At 64.6% G+C, this 18,159-nt stretch carries 16 protein-coding genes and 1 pseudogene; 7 read left to right on the plus strand and 10 right to left on the minus strand.

The features are described from left to right. Positions 1-340: pseudogene (locus tag FG94_RS20415) on the plus strand (peptide transporter); the annotation flags it as partial. A gap of 107 nt (positions 341-447) precedes the next feature. Here FG94_RS20415 and FG94_RS20420 read toward each other — a convergent pair. Continuing rightward, entirely contained in the window at positions 448-1,368 is a 921-nt protein-coding gene (locus tag FG94_RS20420; RefSeq protein WP_036215529.1) for an NAD-dependent epimerase/dehydratase family protein, read from the minus strand. Between the two features lie 105 nt (positions 1,369-1,473). Here FG94_RS20420 and FG94_RS20425 point away from each other — a divergent pair, with 105 nt between their 5' ends. After that, on the plus strand, positions 1,474-2,373 hold the full coding sequence (locus FG94_RS20425; RefSeq protein WP_036215532.1) for a LysR substrate-binding domain-containing protein: 900 nt from the start codon (positions 1,474-1,476) through the stop codon (positions 2,371-2,373). Positions 2,374-2,439: 66 nt separating this feature from the next. On the opposite strand, the gene FG94_RS20430 is transcribed toward FG94_RS20425, so the two are convergent. Beyond that, complete coding sequence (locus FG94_RS20430; protein ID WP_036215535.1) at positions 2,440-3,942, minus strand: peptide MFS transporter; 1,503 nt, start codon at positions 3,940-3,942, stop codon at positions 2,440-2,442. A gap of 255 nt (positions 3,943-4,197) precedes the next feature. On the opposite strand from FG94_RS20430, the gene ppnN reads away from it, so the two are divergent. Further along, the gene (gene ppnN, locus FG94_RS20435) at positions 4,198-5,568 is read left to right on the plus strand and encodes a nucleotide 5'-monophosphate nucleosidase PpnN (RefSeq protein ID WP_036215538.1); all 1,371 of its coding nucleotides are present in this window, start codon (positions 4,198-4,200) and stop codon (positions 5,566-5,568) included. Between the two features lie 284 nt (positions 5,569-5,852). Here the strand turns inward: ppnN and lysS are convergent, their stop codons facing one another. The 3 genes from lysS to prfB all read right to left on the minus strand — a co-directional run bounded on the left by lysS (position 5,853) and on the right by prfB (position 9,187). Beyond that, positions 5,853-7,388: a lysine--tRNA ligase gene (gene lysS / locus FG94_RS20440; protein WP_036215541.1), complete on the minus strand. Its 1,536-nt coding sequence runs from the start codon at positions 7,386-7,388 to the stop codon at positions 5,853-5,855. A gap of 28 nt (positions 7,389-7,416) precedes the next feature. Next, a complete protein-coding gene (locus FG94_RS20445) occupies positions 7,417-8,079 on the minus strand; it encodes an HAD family phosphatase (RefSeq protein ID WP_036215543.1) in 663 nt (220 codons plus the stop codon). 3 nt (positions 8,080-8,082) lie between these two features. Further along, a protein-coding gene (gene prfB, locus FG94_RS20450) for a peptide chain release factor 2 (RefSeq protein ID WP_152571067.1) occupies positions 8,083-9,187 on the minus strand; the annotation gives its coding sequence in 2 pieces (ribosomal slippage) (positions 8,083-9,105 and positions 9,107-9,187; 1,104 coding nt in all). Positions 9,188-9,342: 155 nt separating this feature from the next. On the opposite strand from prfB, the gene FG94_RS20455 reads away from it, so the two are divergent. Both FG94_RS20455 and FG94_RS20460 read left to right on the plus strand, forming a co-directional pair. Further along, positions 9,343-11,364, plus strand: a complete 2,022-nt coding sequence (locus tag FG94_RS20455) for a bifunctional 2',3'-cyclic-nucleotide 2'-phosphodiesterase/3'-nucleotidase (protein ID WP_036215546.1) — start codon at positions 9,343-9,345, stop codon at positions 11,362-11,364. Beyond that, positions 11,361-11,750, plus strand: coding sequence for a tetratricopeptide repeat protein (locus tag FG94_RS20460; RefSeq protein ID WP_051996950.1), 390 nt, complete (start codon positions 11,361-11,363; stop codon positions 11,748-11,750). The genes FG94_RS20455 and FG94_RS20460 overlap by 4 nt, the downstream gene beginning before the upstream one ends. A 16-nt stretch (positions 11,751-11,766) precedes the next feature. Here the strand turns inward: FG94_RS20460 and FG94_RS20465 are convergent, their stop codons facing one another. Genes FG94_RS20465 through FG94_RS20475 form a run of 3 tightly spaced genes read right to left on the minus strand, consistent with a single transcriptional unit; the run spans position 11,767 to position 13,221 of the window. Beyond that, the gene (locus FG94_RS20465) at positions 11,767-12,087 is read right to left on the minus strand and encodes a DUF2288 domain-containing protein (RefSeq protein WP_036215549.1); all 321 of its coding nucleotides are present in this window, start codon (positions 12,085-12,087) and stop codon (positions 11,767-11,769) included. A 13-nt stretch (positions 12,088-12,100) separates the two neighbouring features. After that, positions 12,101-12,781: an RES family NAD+ phosphorylase gene (locus FG94_RS20470; protein ID WP_036215552.1), complete on the minus strand. Its 681-nt coding sequence runs from the start codon at positions 12,779-12,781 to the stop codon at positions 12,101-12,103. A 2-nt stretch (positions 12,782-12,783) separates the two neighbouring features. Next, complete coding sequence (locus tag FG94_RS20475; RefSeq protein WP_036215555.1) at positions 12,784-13,221, minus strand: antitoxin Xre/MbcA/ParS toxin-binding domain-containing protein; 438 nt, start codon at positions 13,219-13,221, stop codon at positions 12,784-12,786. Positions 13,222-13,375: 154 nt separating this feature from the next. On the opposite strand from FG94_RS20475, the gene FG94_RS20480 reads away from it, so the two are divergent. Further along, entirely contained in the window at positions 13,376-13,831 is a 456-nt protein-coding gene (locus tag FG94_RS20480; protein ID WP_036215558.1) for a DUF4440 domain-containing protein, read from the plus strand. Positions 13,832-13,934: 103 nt separating this feature from the next. Here the strand turns inward: FG94_RS20480 and recJ are convergent, their stop codons facing one another. Both recJ and FG94_RS20490 read right to left on the minus strand, forming a co-directional pair. Next, positions 13,935-15,584 (minus strand): single-stranded-DNA-specific exonuclease RecJ, encoded by a 1,650-nt coding sequence (gene recJ / locus FG94_RS20485; RefSeq protein ID WP_051996956.1) that lies wholly within the window; start codon positions 15,582-15,584, stop codon positions 13,935-13,937. Between the two features lie 61 nt (positions 15,585-15,645). Then, positions 15,646-16,662 (minus strand): hypothetical protein, encoded by a 1,017-nt coding sequence (locus tag FG94_RS20490; protein ID WP_036215561.1) that lies wholly within the window; start codon positions 16,660-16,662, stop codon positions 15,646-15,648. Between the two features lie 156 nt (positions 16,663-16,818). Here FG94_RS20490 and FG94_RS20495 point away from each other — a divergent pair, with 156 nt between their 5' ends. Continuing rightward, positions 16,819-18,099 carry a lipoprotein-releasing ABC transporter permease subunit gene (locus FG94_RS20495; RefSeq protein WP_036215562.1) on the plus strand — a complete coding sequence of 427 codons (1,281 nt, stop codon included), beginning with the start codon at positions 16,819-16,821 and terminating at the stop codon, positions 18,097-18,099. Positions 18,100-18,159 lie beyond the last annotated feature (60 nt).

An 18,159-nucleotide genomic window follows, 5' to 3' on the forward strand; every position in this document is an offset into this window, starting at 1 on the left:
GGCGATTGCGGTGGGCGGCATGGTGCGCTGGCTGGCGGACCGCCGCAACAACCGGCTGCCGCAGTACGAAAAGCTGAATGCGGAAGAACGCCAGGCCGCGGGCGACCGCAGTTCGGGCACGCTGCTGGCCTCGGGCTATATCGCGGGCGGCGCGCTGGCCGGCATCATCATCGCCATCACCGCCGGCGTGCTGACCGACTTCGACAGCAGCATGGCGAAGTGGGCGGAAGCCTCGAACCCGTTCTTCGCGGGACCGAACGCCAACCTGCTGACCTTGATCCCATATGGCTTGATCATCGCGCTGCTGTACTGGGTGGCGCGGGAAAAAGCGAAGCGCTAAAGCAAACGGCCCGGAAGATTCCGGGCCGTTGTTTTTGTAGGGTGGGCAATGCGTAATTCAGCCCCCCGGCCTGAATTACCTTGCCCACGCGTTCAAGCAGCTTGAATTCAGACGAACGCCAAGTCATGATGGCGGATGACATCATCCAGCCAGTCCTTCGTATGGCCGAAGCGGTAGCCAAGCGCCTTGGCACGCGAGGTGTCGAGTGCCAGAGGCGTGGCGAAATCGAAGGGCGAGAGCACGCCCGGCGCTGCCGCCGCCACCTGCGCGGCGCGCGGCGTCTCATCTAACACCGCAGCCACGCGCGCATGCAGGTCGAAGCTCGAGAGCGCCCCGTCGCAGGCGGCGTTGACGGGGCCGCGGAAGTCCTGCATGCCGGTCCACAGCAGGAAGTCGGCCGCTTCCTGGGCTTCCATGAATGAGACCTTGGCGGCCGCGTTCGCATAAGGCATGGTGGCGCGCAGGCGCACCAGGTCGACGTAGTGCGCCAGCCGGCCGGTGAAATCCTCGGGGCCGCCGAGCACGTGGGCCAGGCGCACGGTCGCGAGCGGCAGGCTGCCGTCGCGCTCCAGGTAGGCTTCGGCCTGGATCTTGCCCGAGACGTAGCATTCGATCGCGCGCGCCGGGTCGTGCCAGGGATAGGCGGTGTCGATGCGCTGCGCCAGCACGGGCAGGTCGGTCTCGACGAAGGCCGCATCGCGCGGCGCCAGTTCGCGGTAGGCGTCGATGGTCGAGGTCATGACGTAGCGCCCCACCTTGCCCGCGAAGACGCGCACCGAGATGGCGGCGTCCAGCGGTGAATAGCACATCTGGTCGAAGACGATGTCGAAGGACAGGTCGCGGAACGCGTTGCGCATCGCATGTTCGTTGCGCCGGTCGACGCGGATGCGCGTGATGCGGTCGCCGAAGGGGTCCGGCGCATAGCCGCGGGTGGCAATGGTCACGCTGTGCCCCAGGCGCAGCAGGCGCTGCACCAGGAGTTTGCCGAAATAACGGGTACCGCCGATCACCAATATATTCTTTGGCATGACTTTTCCTTGTAGGATCGCGTATATTTTCTGCAAAGCAGCAAAAACCATCAAACGAGAAAAAGTACTGACATTGAATAAGAAAAACTTATGCATGGAGGCGGCATGAAGCCCCTGCGCAGCCTGTCCGGCCTGATCGATTTCGACGCCGCAGCGCGCTGGGGCAGCTTCAAGCTGGCTGCGCGCGAACTGCACAAGACCCCGGCGGCGGTCAGTTTACAGGTCAAGCAGCTCGAGGAGAACATTGGATTTCCCCTGTTCGTGCGGCATCCGCGCCACATCGCGCTGACCGAAAAGGGGCAGGAGCTGGCGATTGCCACGGGACGCATGCTGGCCGACCTGCGCGCCAAGGTGGCGGCGCTGCAGCGCGGCGACGAGGAGGCGGTGCTGCGGATCTCGACCACGCACTCGTTCGCGATCAAGTGGCTGGTGCCGGGCATGCACCGCTTCACCAAGCAGTATCCGGAACTCGACATCCGGATCGACTCGAACGACGCGCCGGTGGACCTGCAGGCCGACAGCACCGACGTGGCGATCCGCTACGGGCCGGTGGTCGAGGGCGATCCGTCGGTGCTGTTCCGCGAGCGCCTGGTGCCGGTCTACAGCCCCGAACTGCTGGCGCCTGGCCAGGACGCCTTGCTGCTGGCCGACCTGCCGCAGCACCACCTCCTGGTGGTGCAATCGCCCGAGGCCTGGCTGCAGCTGCTCAACGAGAACCGGGCGCTCAAGGGCAAGTACGACTTTTCGCGCGTGTACACGCACTGGGGCGTGCTGGTGCAGGCGGCGGTGGCAGGGCAGGGCGTGGCGCTGGTGCCGTACGGGATCGCCTTCGAGGACATCCAGTCCGGCGCGCTGCGCCAGATTCCCTGCAGGAGCGCACGCTTCGAGAGCGGCTACCGCTTCCTGGTCAATCCGCACAAGGAGCACATGCTCAAGGTGCAGCGCTTCAGGGAGTGGATGGTGGCGGAGATGCGCGAGATGGAGGCGACCCTGGACCGGCGCTGAGAAGGGCGCCGCCAACGAAAAACGGCAGCCCGCGGGCTGCCGTTTTCACGTTCTGCGTATCGAGGCTTACTTCACGCCGTGCATCAGTTTCTGGATGAGCGGGGCCAGCAGGAACAGCAGCACGCCGCCGCCCAGCAGGATCCAGAAGCCGAAGGTGTAGCCGTCCAGTGCCGACGCCACCGACATGCCGGTCTCGCCCGAGACGTGCGAGGCGAAGATGCCCGACAGGTTGTTGCCGATACCGGTCGACAGGAACCAGCCGCCCATGCCCAGGCCCACCAGGCGCGTCGGGGCCAGCTTGGTGACCATCGACAGGCCGATCGGCGACAGGCACAGCTCACCGATCGACTGGATCGCGTAGACCATGAACAGGGTCCAGAACGGGATCTTGCCCTGGTCGTCGATCAGCTGGGTCAGTGCGTACATCAGCAGGCCAAAGGCCAGCGCATTGAAGATGATGCCCAGGCCGAATTTGCGCGGGATCGACGGGTTCACGTTGCGCTTGCCCATCGCGACCCAGATCGCGGCGATGATCGGTGCGCACACGATGATGGCGACCGAGTTCACCGACTGGAACCACGCCACCGGGAAGACCCAGTCGCCGAAGTTGCGGTTCACGATCTGGTCGGCCAGGAAGGTGAACGAGCTGCCGGCCTGCTCGAAGAAGCACCAGAACAGGATGTTGAAGAAGAAGATGATCATCATGGCGATGGTCTTGTCGCGCGAGACCTTGCCTTCGCGGACGCCCTCGACGATCAGCATCAGGGCCAGTGCGATGAACAGCACCGACAGCACGATCTGCAGGTTCTCGGCGCCGGCCTGCAGCAGTAGGTACACGCCCGGGATCACCACGATCGAGCCAAGCACCACGGCGATCAGGCGCTTCGGGCTGGCCAGCTCGCCGGTAGGTGCGCCGATGCCCTTGAGCTGCTTGCGGCCCATGTAGAACCAGAACAGCGAGATCAGCATGCCGATGCCGGAAGCGATGAACACGATCTTGTAGGCCGGGGTGTCGCCGGTGTTGAAGACGTTTTGCGCCAGTTGCTGGGTCAGGATCGGCGAGAGGAAGGCGCCGGCGTTGATGCCCATATAGAAGATGGTGAAGCCCGAATCGCGGCGGGTGTCGTTCAGCGTGTACAGCTGGCCGACCATGGCCGAGATGTTCGGCTTGAACATGCCGTTGCCGACGATGATGGTGGCCAGGCCGAGCTTGAAGACGTCCGGGTTCGGCACGGCGATCATGAACAGGCCGGCCGCCATGAAGATCGCGCCGACCAGGATCGAACGCTGGTAGCCGATCACGCGGTCGGCGATGTAGCCGCCGAACACGGCGCCTGCGTACACCAGCGCGAGGTAGGAACCGTAGGTCAGGTTGGCGTCGGCCTGGCCGACGGCGTTGCCGTCGTAGAACTGGGCGACGATATAGAGCACCAGGGCCCAACGAATGCCGTAGAACGCGAAGCGTTCCCAGAATTCGGTCATGAAGAGCATCCACAACGGAGCTGGATGGCCCATGATCTGCTTGAATTCTGGGATCGGTCCCTTGGCTGAAGTAGCTGCACCGCTCATGCGGTTCCTCCCGAAATAGTTATATGTAACGACGATTTTTTTGGTGGAATATCTGGTTGCCGGAAATTCCAGTAGGCACGCATTTTAGTGTAAATCCCTCATCGCAAGCGAACTTTTTCGGCTTGTGGTAAACACGCTCCCCCGCAGTGCGCGCCACGTCATGGAATGCCCTCAATCGGGGCGCAAAGTGTTGCACTTTGGCGTATATTGGCAAACAGGCCAATCCGTATTACCGATGAAAGGGAAAACAAAACCATGACCCAAGATGTTGTCGATGTTCTCATCTCTCCGGAAGGCCGCCTCGAAGTCCTGTCGAAAGCTGAAGTGGCCAAGCTGCTCGACACCAGCAAGAGCGGTTTGTATGACATATTCAGAAATTGCGCACTGGCCGTACTCAATACCGGCAGCTCGATCGACGACGGCAAGGAGCTGCTCGAACGCTACCGCGATTTCGAAATCAGCATTCTCCAGCGCGAGCGCGGCATCAAGCTCGACATCCGCAGTGCGCCCGCGCACGCCTTTGTCGACGGCAAGATGATCCGCGGTATCCACGAGCACCTGTTCTCGGTGCTGCGCGATATCGTCTACGTCCATTTCGATATCACCTCCAACCCCAAATTCGACCTGAACCGCCCGGAAGGCATTACCGACGCGGTATTCCACATCCTGCGCAATGCCAATGTGCTGCAGCCGCAGCGCAGTCCGAACCTGGTGGTGTGCTGGGGCGGACACTCGATCAACCGCGTCGAGTACACCTATACGAAAGAGGTCGGCTATGCGCTCGGCCTGCGCGAGCTGGATATCTGCACCGGCTGCGGTCCGGGGGCCATGAAAGGCCCGATGAAGGGCGCCGCCATCGGCCACTCGAAGCAGCGCATCCGCAGCGGGCGTTACCTCGGCATTTCCGAGCCGGGTATCATCGCGGCCGAATCGCCGAACCCGATCGTCAGCGACCTGGTCATCATGCCGGACATCGAGAAGCGCCTCGAGGCTTTCGTGCGCACCGGCCACGGCATCATCGTGTTCCCGGGCGGCGCCGGTACGGCCGAGGAAATCCTGTATATCCTGGGTATCCTGCTGCATCCGGAAAACGCGGAAGTGCCGTTCCCGCTGATCTTTACCGGCCCGGCGACGGCGGGCGCGTATTTCGAGCAGATCGACCATTTCATCGGGCTGACGCTCGGCGAAGCGGCGCAAAAGCGCTACAAAATCATCATCGACGATCCCGACGCGGTGGCCAAGGAAATGTACGCCGGCATCCAGGCGGTGCGCGAATTCCGCAAGGCGCACAGCGACGCGTATTACTTCAACTGGCGCCTCAAGATCGATCCGGAATTCCAGAAGCCGTTCCGTCCGACCCACGAGAACATGCGCAACCTGAAGCTGCACCGCGCCCAGGAATCGCACCTGCTGGCGGCGAACTTGCGCCGGGCGTTTTCGGGCATCGTTGCCGGCAACGTGAAGGAAGAGGGCATCCGCGCGATCGAACAGCACGGCAAGTACGAGATCCAGGGCGAGAGCGCGATCATGGAGCCGATGGATGCGCTGCTGGCATCGTTCGTGGAGCATAGCCGGATGAAACTGCCGGGCAAGGCGTATACGCCTTGCTATACGATCGTGCAGTAAAAGCCAGACTGGCGTCCTTCTTGCCGCTAGCCTCGAGACCGTCGCTCCGGCGAAGGCCGGAGCCCAATTTCGTGCTGCTGCCACTGACTTTAAACGTAGCAGGTGCGCGAGCAAAATTGGATTCCGGCCTACGCCGGAAGTCATAGGCGCCAGTGGCGCGTATGACGGTTTTAGGGCTAGGTGTACGAGTCAGGTAAGCTAGGTGCGAACCACAAACAAAAGGCGGCCGTGCGAGAGCACGGCCGCCTTTTTCATTCCGTCGAGCCGCAGTGCGGCTCAATCACTCAGTCTTCCTTGCGCAGGTGCGGGAACAGCAGCACGTCGCGGATGTTCGGCGAGTCGGTGATCAGCATCATCAGGCGGTCGATGCCGATGCCGCAGCCGCCGGCCGGTGGCATGCCATATTCCAGCGCGCGGATGTAGTCGGCGTCGTAGAACATCGCCTCGTCGTCGCCCGCATCCTTGGCGGCCACCTGCGACAGGAAGCGCGCGGCCTGGTCTTCCGGATCGTTCAGCTCCGAGAAGCCGTTGGCGATCTCGCGGCCCACCATGAACAGCTCGAAGCGCTCGGTGATGCCTTCACGGCTGTCCGAGGCGCGCGCCAGCGGCGACACTTCGACCGGGTAGTCGATGATGAAGGTCGGCTCCCACAGCAGGGCTTCGGTGGTCTCTTCGAACAGCGCCAGCTGCAGCGCGCCCAGGCCGGAGGTGGCGAAAGGCTTGACGCCGAACTTCAAGAGTTCTTGCTTCAGGAAGTCCATCGAGTTCAGCTGCTCCTGGGTATAGCCCGGTGCGTACTTGTCGATCGCTTCCACGATGGTCAGGCGCTGGAAGGGCTTGGACAGGTCCAGCTCGCGGCCGCCGTAGGTCAGCACCGCGCTGCCGTTCGAATCGATCGCGGCCTGGCGGATCACCTGCTCGGTGAAGTCCATGATCCACTTGTAGTCGGTGTAGGCCGCATAGAATTCCATCATCGTGAATTCCGGGTTGTGACGGACCGACACGCCTTCGTTGCGGAAGTTGCGGTTGATCTCGAACACGCGGTCGAAGCCGCCCACCACCAGGCGCTTCAGGTAGAGCTCCGGCGCGATGCGCAGGTACATTTCCATGTCGAGCGCGTTGTGGTGGGTGATGAAAGGCTTGGCCGCGGCGCCGCCCGGGATCGGGTGCAGCATCGGGGTCTCGACTTCCATGAAGCCGTTCTTTTCCATGAAGCGGCGCATCGAGGACATGGCGGCGGTACGCGCCTTGAAGGTGCGGCGCGTCTCTTCGTTCATGATCAGGTCGACGTAGCGCTGGCGGTACTTGGTCTCCTGGTCGGCCAGGCCGTGGAACTTGTCCGGCAGCGGGCGCAGGGCCTTGGAGATCAGGCGCAGCTTGGTGACCTTGATGGTCAGCTCCTCGACCTTGGTCTTGAACAAGGTGCCTTCCACGCCCAGGATGTCGCCCAGGTCGTAGCTGCGCAGGGCTTCCATGGCTTCCTCACCGGCGGAATCCACCGTGATGTAGATCTGGATGCGGCCGCTGGCCGACGGGCCCGAGCTGTCCTGCAGGGTTGCGAACGCGGCCTTCTTGCCGGCTTCGCGGCGCAGCATCATGCGGCCGGCCAGCACGACGTTCACCGGCTCGGCTTCCAGCTCTTCGCGGGTCTTGCCATTATAGGTCTCGACCAGGTCGGCGGCCTTGTCCTGCGGGACGAAGTCGTTCGGGAAGGGATTGCCCTGCTGGCGCAGCGCGGCCAGCTTGGCGCGGCGCTCGGCGATGATCTTGTTTTCGTCGTGCGCCACGACAGGCGACTGGTCTTGGTTTTCCGTAGTCATGATTGGATAGGTCGTTCTTATTGGGTTGTCAGGCGAACAGCAGTTCGGCCTTCAATTCGGTGAAGTCGCGCACGATGGCGATGACGTTGTCGAAGCCGGCGAAGCTGGAGGCGGGCAGGGTGGTCGTCAGGACGATGCAGCGCATGCCCGCGCGGCGCGCCGCTTCCACGCCCAGCGGCGCGTCTTCGAACACGATGCAGTGTTCGGGCGCCACGCCGCACAGCTCGGCCGCTTTCAGGAACACGTCCGGATGCGGCTTGCCGCGCGCAACGTCAGTCGCGCCGACGATCGCGTCGAAGTGGCGGCGCAAATCCAGGCCGTCGAGGGTGAACTCGACGTTGGCTGGCGGCGCGGCGGTGCCGACGGCCAGCTTGACGCCCTGCGCCTTCGCCTGCGCAATCAGCGCATCGAAGCCGTCGACCGCCTTGCGGTGCGGCGCGTACAGTTCGCGATAGAGCGATTCCTTCTCGTGGTCGAGCAGGGCGAGTTCATCGTCCGTCAGGTGCTCGCCCAGATAGCTGCGCATGATTTCGCGGCCCTGGCGGCCGGCCGTCGCACGGAAGAATTCATCCGCATCGAGGGTCTGGCCGCGCAGCGCGAAGAAGCGCAGCCACGAGTCGGTGTGGAAGGCCATGTTGTCGACGATGGTGCCGTCCATGTCGAACACGAAGGCGCGTTGCGTCATGCTCATCGATTACACGCCTTGCTTGAGCGAAGCGGAGATGAAGTCGTCCAGGTCGCCGTCCAGCACGTTCTTGGTGTTGCCGGTTTCAAAACCGGTACGCAGGTCCTTGATGCGCGACTGGTCCAGCACGTAGGAGCGGATCTGGTGGCCCCAGCCGACGTCGGTCTTGGAGTCTTCCAGCTTCTGCTGCTCGCTCATGCGGTTGCGCAGTTCGAGTTCGTACAGCTTGGCGCGCAGCATGTCCCAGGCTTCGGCCTTGTTGCGGTGCTGCGAACGGTCGTTCTGGCACTGCACCACGATGCCCGACGGGGCGTGCGTCAGGCGCACCGCGGAGTCGGTCTTGTTGATGTGCTGGCCACCCGCGCCGGATGCGCGGTAGGTGTCGATGCGCACGTCGGCCGGGTTGATCTCGATTTCGATCGAGTCGTCGACTTCCGGGTACACGAACAGCGAGGTGAACGAGGTATGACGGCCGTTGGCCGAGTCGAACGGCGACTTGCGCACCAGGCGGTGCACGCCGGTCTCGGTACGCAGGTGGCCATAGGCATATTCGCCGTCGACCTTGATGGTGGCGGTCTTGATGCCCGCGACTTCACCCTCGGACTGTTCCAGGATCTCGGCCTTGAAGCCCTTGCGTTCGCAGTAGCGCAGGTACTGGCGCAGCAGCATCGAAGCCCAGTCCTGGGCTTCAGTGCCGCCGGCGCCGGCCTGGATGTCGATGAAGCAGTTGGCGTGGTCCATCGGATTGCTGAACATGCGGCGGAATTCCATCGCCTCGATGATCTTCTGGATGGCTTCGGCATCGCCGCCGATCGATTCCAGGGTGCCGTGGTCGCCTTCTTCCTTTGCCATCTCGAACAGGTCGGCAGCGTCGGTAAGATCGTTGCGCGCTTTCTCGAGCGTCAGCACGACGCCTTCCAGCGCCTTCTTTTCCTTGCCGAGGTCCTGGGCCCGCTTCTGGTCATTCCAGACGGACGGGTCTTCGAGTTCCTGGTTGACCTGTTCTAGTTTCTCTGACTTGCGATCGAAGTCAAAGATACCTCCGAAGTTCGGCTTCACGGCTGGTCAGGTCGTTCAGCAGGGCGGAGATGGCGTTGATGCGTTCAGCTTCCATGGTCTTGGTAGTCTTCTAAGGGGGTTAAACTGGCGTTGAATCGAACCTTCGATTATACCCCAGGACGGCTCCAGGCCGGCGGGCACGATTGGCCTTGCTTGCTACCGAGCATGGTGCTGGCATATCATCCCCCGGTTCTGTTCACCGCACACCCCATGGCCATCCACTTGCGTTACCAAATTTGCATCGCGCTCGCCCCGGCGCTCCTCAGCCTTCCCGTGCTTGCAGCCGCCGCCGCCAAGGCGCCCGCCGCCGGCACCACCGCCCTGCTGGCCGTGCTGGAGACGACCGACCTGCATTCGAACCTGGTCGGCTACGACTACTACAAGCTGGCGCCCGAGCCCTCGCACGGCCTCGACCGCACCGCCACGCTGATCCACCAGGCGCGCAAGGAATTCCCGAACACCTTCCTGCTCGACAATGGCGACACCATCCAGGGCACGGCGCTGGCCGACTACCAGGCGCAAGTCAAGCCGCTGCGCTGCGACGAAACCCTGGGCATCTACAAGATCATGAACGCGCTGAAGTACGACGGCGCGGGGGTGGGCAACCACGAGTTCAACTATGGCCTGGCTTTTCTGAGCCAGGTGACCGGCAGCCGCTTCCAGGTGGACGGCGTCGACCAGCCCAAGCGCTGCGCCGGCCCGGCCTTCCCGATGGTGCTGGCGAACGTCTACAGCGCCAGGACGGAGCAGCCGCTGTTCAGTCCCTATGCGATCGTCGACAAGGAAGTCAGCGCGCTGGACGCCAGGGGCAAGCCGGTCAAGGCGATCGTGCGTGTCGGCATCATCAGCTTCACCCCGCCGACCATCATGGAGTGGGACCGCCGCTGGCTCGAGGGTCGCGTGCTCACCACCGGCGTGCTCGAGGCCGCGCAGAAGTACGTGCCCGAGATGCGCAGGAAGGGCGCCGACCTGGTCATTGCGATCTCACACGGCGGCCTGGACGCCAGCCCCTACACCCCGACCATGGAGAACGCCAACTGGCACCTGGCCAAGGTGGAAGGCATCGACGCCATGCTGCTGGGCCACTCGCACCAGCTGTTCCCCAGCAGGGACAGCAGCGTACCGCAGTTCAACCTGCCGGGCGTGGACAAGGCCAGGGGCCTGGTGCACGGCGTGCCGACCGTGATGGCCAACCTGTGGGGCAAGCACCTGGGCGTGATTGGCCTGCACCTGAAGCACGACGGCAAGCGCTGGATCGTCGAGAAGGACAAGACGCGGGTCGAGGCGCGCGCCGCGCAGACTGGTAGCAAGAGCTACGTCGACGCCGATCCGGCCGTCATGGCCCTGGTGAAGGAGGAGCACGAAGCGACCATCCGTTACGTGCAGACGCCGGTCGGCGCGACCGCCTTCCGCATGTCGAGCTATTTCGCCGACGTGGGCGACATCTCGGCCCTGCAGGTCGTCAACCAGGCGCAGACCGAGTACGTGCTGAAGTACGTGGCCGCCAGCCTGCCGCAGTACAAGGACCTGCCGGTGCTGTCGGTGACGGCGCCCTTCAAGAGCGGCGTCGCCGGCCCGGCCGACTACACCGACGTCAAGGCCGGCGACCTGGCCCTGAACAATGCCGCCGACCTCTACCTGTACCCGAATTCCCTGTACGCGGTGAAGGTGAACGGCGCGGGGCTCAAGGCCTGGCTGGAAAAGTCGGCGCAGCGCTTCCATACCATCGACCCGGCGAAACTCGAGCCGCAGGCGCTGGTCAACCTGGCTGTGCCGAGCTATAACTTCGATACCCTGACCTCGCCGGAGGTCACCTACGAGATCGACGTGACCCGTGCCCCGGGCCAGCGCATCCGCAACCTGGCCTGGCGTGGCAAGCCGGTGGCGGCGGAACAGGAGTTCCTGGTCGCGACCAACAACTACCGCGCCAGCGGCGGCGGCCACTTCCCGGGCCTGGACGGCAGCAAGACCGTGATCGCCTCGCCCGACAACAACCGCGACATCCTGATCGCCTACGTCCGCGCGGCGAAGAAGCTGACGCGCGACGCCCATGCAGCGGCGCGCAGCTGGCGCTTCACACCCGTGAAGACGGCCGGGCGCGTGGTGTTCTCGTCGGCGCCGGGCATGCTCCAGCTGGCCCGCGAGGCCGGCCTGCACAACGTGACCCAGATCGCGGACGATGACGGCCGCGGCAAGGGCATGGCGCTGTACGCGATCGACCTGTCGAAATGAAGCGTCTCATCCTCGCGGTCCTGGCCGCATTGATGCTTGTCCAGCCGGCTATGGCCCAGCATGGAGACGAGGCCGATATCGCCCTGCGGCGCGGGATGATGTACCGCGACGGCGGCGATGCGGCGCTGGCCGCGCACTGGCTGGGCGTGGCGGCCGCACGCGGGATGCCGGAAGCGATGTTCCTGCTGGCGAACATGCTGCTCGAAGGGGATGGCGTGCCGAAGGACGAGGCCGCCGCCCGGCGCTGGCTGCATGAGGCCACGCAGCTGGATTATCCGGAAGCGTGGCAGCAGCTCGGGATGATGGAGAAGGATCCGGAGAAGGCGGGGCAGTATTTCCGGCGGGCGGCGCATGCGCTCACGCACCGCGCCGAGGGGAAGCGCTAGGAAAGCGCTTCCCGGTTCAATGCAGCTGCTTTTTCTCCGGCTGCACCAGCACGAACGGACTCACTACCGACGCCCACAGCGTCGCATCCGACGCCGTCCAGGTCTGCGCCTGCAGGTCGCTGACCTTGGCCACCGTCCCCGCCGCCATCCATTTGCCCACGCTGCCCTTGTCGTCGTGCGCGATGCGCAGGGCCACGTCGATCAGGTCCAGTTCCTCGCTCACGTAGATCACCGAGCCGCTGGCGAAATGGCGTTCCAGTTCGCTCCATTTGACGCGGCCGGTTTCGCGGTTGATCTTGTCGTGCAGTTCGGTGTCTTTTTCGGGATTGGTCTTCATACGCATTCAAAAACTAGGTGATCTCGACCGCCGGTTGCGGCGAGCCCGCCCATGTTAACCGATAGGTCTGCGCCTTGCGCACATTGCCCACCAGTGCGGGGCGAAAGCAGGCGAGGTTGGTGCCGCCCGGATGACGCACGCTCGGGTAAATGATGCCCATCGAATCCTGCGCCATCAGCTCGGCGGCCAGCGCCTGCGAAGCGATATAGCTGTCCGGATCCAGGCAGGCTTTATATGCATCGATGCCGCGCAGGTCGTGGAAGCCGGCGCTGAAGTCGGCCAGCAGCATCTGGTAGCTGAGGCTGTCGTCGAAACGATCGATCTCTGCATACTCGACCGTCTTGTGGAAGATGACTTCGCTGAGCGCCGTCTCGGCCGCGAAGGCGCAATACCAGGCGCCGCGCTCGCCGTCGTTGAAGCGGCTGCCTTCCGGGCGGGCATAGGTGAAGGCCGCATTGATGATGCGGAAGTTCGGCACGCCGAACACCAGTTCGTCCATCCCGATGCCCGGCAGCAGGCCGGACTCGCCGCGCAGGCGCTCGTTGGTGGCGTTGTCGAGGTCGAACAGGTCGCGCAGGATGTCGTCGTTCTCGGCCAGCGGCGCCAGCACGGAATCCTCGACGTCGGCGAAACGGGACGGAATCAGGCGGCAGGTATCGTACTGGCGCAGCTGGGTGATTTTGTGCAGCGGCAAGGTCAAAGACCTCCGCGGCGTGCGTCCAGCAACTTGCGCACCGTCTGCATGGCGATCAGGCCGCCCGCCAGCATGTAGGCCAGCGGGCTGCGGCCGGCGAACACCGGGTTGGTATTGGGCAGGTGGACCCATTCGTCGGCGAGCTTGTCGCCGTACAGGATGTGCAGGGCCTTGTAGATGCCGAGCAGGTAGGAAATGCGCGTGATGCGATCGACTTCCAGTACCCGGTCCGGATTCTTCTTCCAGTCGTAATAGGAGGACGAGGACAGGCCGCCCAGCAGCTCGCGCGCATCGTCGTCGCGCACCTGCCAGCTCGCTGCCAGCTTGAAGAAGCCCATCAACGCCGAGCGCGACAGGCGCTCGCGTTCGGCCCGTGAATTCAGGTCGATCAGGACTGCCGGTTCGAAACGGCTTTTCGGGTAGGAGTAGGCTAGGCTCATCGTAATTCTCCGTAATTGGACTCTTTATACTCCAATTTCGGACCGATTGCAACTGCTGGTTGTAAGCTTTGCGCGACCGTGACAGAATTATTGATCTTGCTGTATAGAAAAAAGCTTACTAAAAGCCCGTACACAGATCAGGAGACAACCCCAGATGCGCCTGAGTTCGCTTTCTCTTCTTGCTGCATGCCTGATGCTGGCTGCCGCCGCCGGTAATGCCCGCGATTCGAATCATGATCTGAAGCGCCAAGTCATGGAAGCGGAACGCGGATTCGCCGCCACCATGAAAGCGCGTGATTTCGACGCCTTCAAGCGCTTTATCGCGGACGAGGCGATCTTTTTCAGCACCGAGGGGCCGCTGCGCGGCAAGGGGGCGATCGCCAGGGGCTGGCGCCAGTACTACGACAAGCCGCAGGCCCCGTTTTCCTGGGAGCCGGAAGAGGTGGAAGTGGTGGCATCCGGCACGCTGGCCTATAGCGGCGGGCCGATCTACAACGCGGCCGGGCAGCGCATCGGGCGCTTCAATTCGATCTGGCGCCTGAGGGCGCCCGGGCAGTGGGAAGTGGTGTTCGACCGCGGATCGGATTTCGGGCCGCCACCGAAAAAATAACACCCGGGGTCAGGTCTGACATTCGGACACGACCTCGAGCGTAATCCTGTGTTACTGCTCAGTCCGTGTCTAAATGTCAGACCTGACCCCATGGTTGGGCCGGTCATGCCGGCTCTGCGTGCTCCACCAGCAACTGCACCTTGGTCACGCCGTTGTACTCGTTCGCATCAAGCCTGAACGCCACCCGCGCCCGCTCCGGCAGGCTGTCGGCATGCCCGAACCAGATCGCGTCATAGCGCCGGCCGTTCTTCTCCAGCAGCAGCTTGAGGTGGCGCTCCTTCAGGATGCGCTGGCTCACCACCCGGAACTCGTCGCAGAACACCGGCGGGGCGAAGCCCTGGCCCCAGACCTGGCCGTCCATCTCTTCGATGAACTGGGTGCAGTAGAACTCGTCCTCGAGCGGTCCGTCGGTCTCGATGATGCGTTCCAGCTGCGCTTCGGTCAGCCAAGCCTTGCCGACCGCCTCGAAGGCCTGCTGGAAGCTGTCGAAGTGCTCGCCGCGGATGGACAGGCCGGCCGCCATCGCGTGGCCGCCGAACTTGTCGATGAGTCCCGGCACCCGCTTGGACACCAGGTCGAGCGCGTCGCGCAGGTGAAAGCCCGGGATCGAACGGCCCGAGCCCTTGATCCAGCCGTCGCCCGCCGGGGCGAAGGTAATCGTCGGCCGGTAGAATTTTTCCTTCAGGCGCGAGGCGACGATGCCGATGACGCCCTGGTGCCAGCCCTCGTCGAACACGCTGATCGTGCTTGAGCCGGATGGCTCGAAGCTGTCAAGGTGGAGCAGGGCGGTGTCCTGCATCTCGGCCTCGATTTCGCGGCGCTTCAGGTTGATCTCGTTGAGCTGCTGGGCGATGGCCCAGGCGCGGCCGACGTCGTCTGTTGTCAGGCATTCGATCCCGAGCGACATGTCTTCCAGGCGGCCGGCGGCGTTCAGGCGCGGACCCAGGGCGAAGCCGAGGTCGAACGGCGAGGCCGAGCAGGCTTCGCGGCCCGCCACCCGGAACAGGGCGGCGACGCCGGCATGCATGCGGCCCGCGCGCATGCGCTTGATGCCCTGCGCCACCAGGATGCGGTTGTTGGCGTCCAGCCTGACCACGTCGGCCACCGTGCCCAGCGCCACCAGGTCGAGCAGGCTGTCGAGCTTGGGCTGGGTCTGGGCGTCGAACACGCCGCGGCGGCGCAATTCGGCGCGCAGCGCCAGCAGCACGTAGAACACCACGCCGACGCCGGCCAGGTGCTTGCTGGGGAAGCCGCACTCGGGCTGGTTCGGGTTGACGATCACGCGCGCCGGCGGCAGCGCGTCGCCCGGCAGGTGGTGGTCGGTGACCACGACTTCGATCCCGCGCCGGTTCGCCTCCAACACGCCGTCGATGCTGGCAATGCCGTTGTCGACCGTGATGATGATGTCCGGCGACTTCTCGCGCGCGGTCAGTTCGACGATCTCGGGCGTCAGGCCGTAGCCGTACTCGAAGCGGTTCGGGACGATGTAGTCGACCGTGGCGCCCATCATGCGCAGGCCGCGCAGGGCGACCGCGCAGGCGGTGGCGCCGTCGCAGTCGTAGTCGGCGACGATGGTCATGCGCTTGGCCGCAGCAATCGAGTCGGCCAGGAACACGGCGGCGGCGTCGATGTGACGCAAGGCCCCGGGCGGCACCAGGGCCGCCAGCTCGCTGGACAGCTCGCGTGCGTCGAGCAGGCCACGCGCCGCATAGATGCGCGCGAGGACCGGGTGCACCCCGCCCTGGCGCAGCATCTCGGAAGTGCGGAAGAGGCAGGGACGGGTGGTGATGCGTGTCGTGATGCTCAAGGTATGCTCAACTAAGTCGTTCCAGGGTTGGCCGGCGCCAGAATTTGCGCTGGGCCATGGCGGTCGTGGTGCATTCGGCAAGGGTCTCGCGGTTGCTCAAGACAAGCTTGAGCTGTTTCACGCGGCCCTGCACCAGCACCGCGTGCAGTGGCGCGAACAGTTTCTGTTCCAGGTGCTGGACCTGCTGCACCCAAGTGCCCCAGTCGGAGGCGATGGCGGCGTCCGCCAGAATGCCGACGACCAGCAGGCCGTCCTGCGCCAGCGCGCCGTCCAGGCTATCGAGCGATCCGATGGATTCGCTGGACAGGCCGCGGACCCATCCGGGCACGCCGATGCTGGCCACCCGGCCGGCGGCGCGCGTGGCGTCGCTGGCGGCGCCCCACAGCCAGAAGGAATTCACGCCGGGGAGGCGGCGCGCCTCGCGCGCGGCGTTCACCGGGTGGGTGTGCCACAGCATCTGCACCTCGTTCTGCAGCCGGCGCAGGGGCAGGGCCTGCTTGCCGCGCGGGACGAAGTCGCTCAGGTCCATGCCCACCACCGTGTCCGGGGTGGCGGCCTCGATGCCGGTCCAGTCGTCGGCGCGCAGGAACCAGGTCTGGGCATCGCCGTACAGCAGCGCATGGCCGATTTCCTCGCACAGCGGCCTAGCCGCCTCGTACAGGGCGCGGCTTTCATCCTCGCTCAAGCCTAGATGGCGCAGGTCGGCCATCATCGAATGGCTGCGCGCGATCTGGATGTGGGCCGGGTTGACGATATACCAGGTGCCCCCCGCCGGATCGAGGCCGAAGCCGCGCATGGCGGCGGCGGCGAAGGCCGGCTGGCCCTCGGGCGACAGCCCGAGCGTCCGGGCCAGCCACTGTTCGTGCGGCAGGGCGCGTGCGGTATCCAGGGCGGCCTGGCGTTCGAAGGCGCTGGTACGGGACAGCAGGGCGGCCAGCGCCGGGGTCTGCAGGGCACGGACCAGGTCGGGCGCGAATTCGGGGAGCGGCAGCAGGTGGGGCAGGACAAGCGTAATGTGCGACATACCGCTATTTTAGGCCAAATATGCTTCCAGCGAACGGTCGTGCAGCGGCCACGTCCCGCCCTCGCTACACGCGCAATGCTTTCTTTTGCGCCATAAAAGTCCGATGTCTGGCAAACTCTCGGGTTGGCAAACCAATAACGCACATTAAGCGATTTCATGAGCATCACCCACAAGCTGCCCTACGAATGGCAGGTCGGCCTGCGCTACACCCGCGCCGGCAAGCGCAGCGGGCGCAACAGCTTCATTTCCTTCATCTCGATGGCTTCGGTGGCCGGCATCGCGCTCGGCGTGGCCGCGCTGATCGTCGTGCTGTCGGTGATGAACGGCTTCCAGAAGGAGGTGACCGCGCGCATGCTGTCGGTGCTGGCCCACGTGGAAGTGTTCGACGCGCGCGGCGAGATGCCGGGCTGGCGCACGTCGATCCAGGAAGCGCTGCGCAACCCGGAAGTGCGCGCCGCCGCGCCCTTCGCCGAAACCCAGGCCATGCTGCTGAGCGACGGCGTGATGAAACCGGTACTCCTGCGCGGGATCGACCCGGCGCAAGAGTTGAAGGTGTCGGACGTGTCGAAACACATGCGCGAAGGGCGCTTCGACAGCTTGCAGCCGGGCTCGTACAACGTGATCATCGGCCGGGCACTGGCCAAGTCGCTCGACGTCGGCGTGGGCGACCGGGTGACGCTCCTGATGGCCTCCACCCCGGCGCAGGCGCAAGGCGCGGCCCAGGGTGGCGCGCTGCCGCGCACCCGGCCCCTGACCGTGGCCGGCATCTTCGAGGCCGGCCACTTCGAATTCGATTCCTCGCTGGCCTTTGCCCACATCGCGGACGCCGAGGCGCTGGCGGGCGTCTCCGCACCCGCGGGCATCCGCCTGCGCCTGGCCGACATGCACCAGGCGCCGCGCGTGGCGAGCGAACTGCATGGCAGCATGTCGGGCGACCTGTTCATCCGCGACTGGTCCAAGGTCAACGCGATCTGGTTCGCCGCCGTGGAGTCGCAGAAGCGCATGATGTTCATCATCCTGACCATGATCGTGGCGGTGGCGGCGTTCAACCTGGTGTCCACCCTGGTGATGACGGTGCGCGACAAGCAGTCCGATATCGCCATCCTCCGTACGCTGGGCGCCTCGCCGCGCTCGGTCATGACCATCTTCATGGTGCAGGGCACCCTGGTCGGCGTGCTCGGCGCCGTGCTGGGCGTGAGCCTGGGCGTGGCGGTGGCGCTCAACATCGACGTCATCGTGCCCTTCATCGAGCGGCTCTTCAAGGTGCAGTTCCTGTCGCAGGAGGTCTACCTGATCAGCGAGATCCCCTCGCAGCTGCGCTGGGGCGACGTCGGCTGGATCGGCGGCGTGGCCGTGCTGCTGGCCTTCGTGGCCACCCTGTACCCGAGCTGGTCGGCGGCGCGCGTGAAGCCGGCCGAGGCGCTCCGCTACGAATGAGGATGCCTCACTTGACGATGACAATCTGGCCATGCCTGTGCCCCCTGTGGCACACTGCGG

Source organism: Massilia sp. LC238, from assembly GCF_000735635.1.
Classification (GTDB): Bacteria; Pseudomonadota; Gammaproteobacteria; order Burkholderiales; family Burkholderiaceae_D; genus Telluria; species Telluria varians.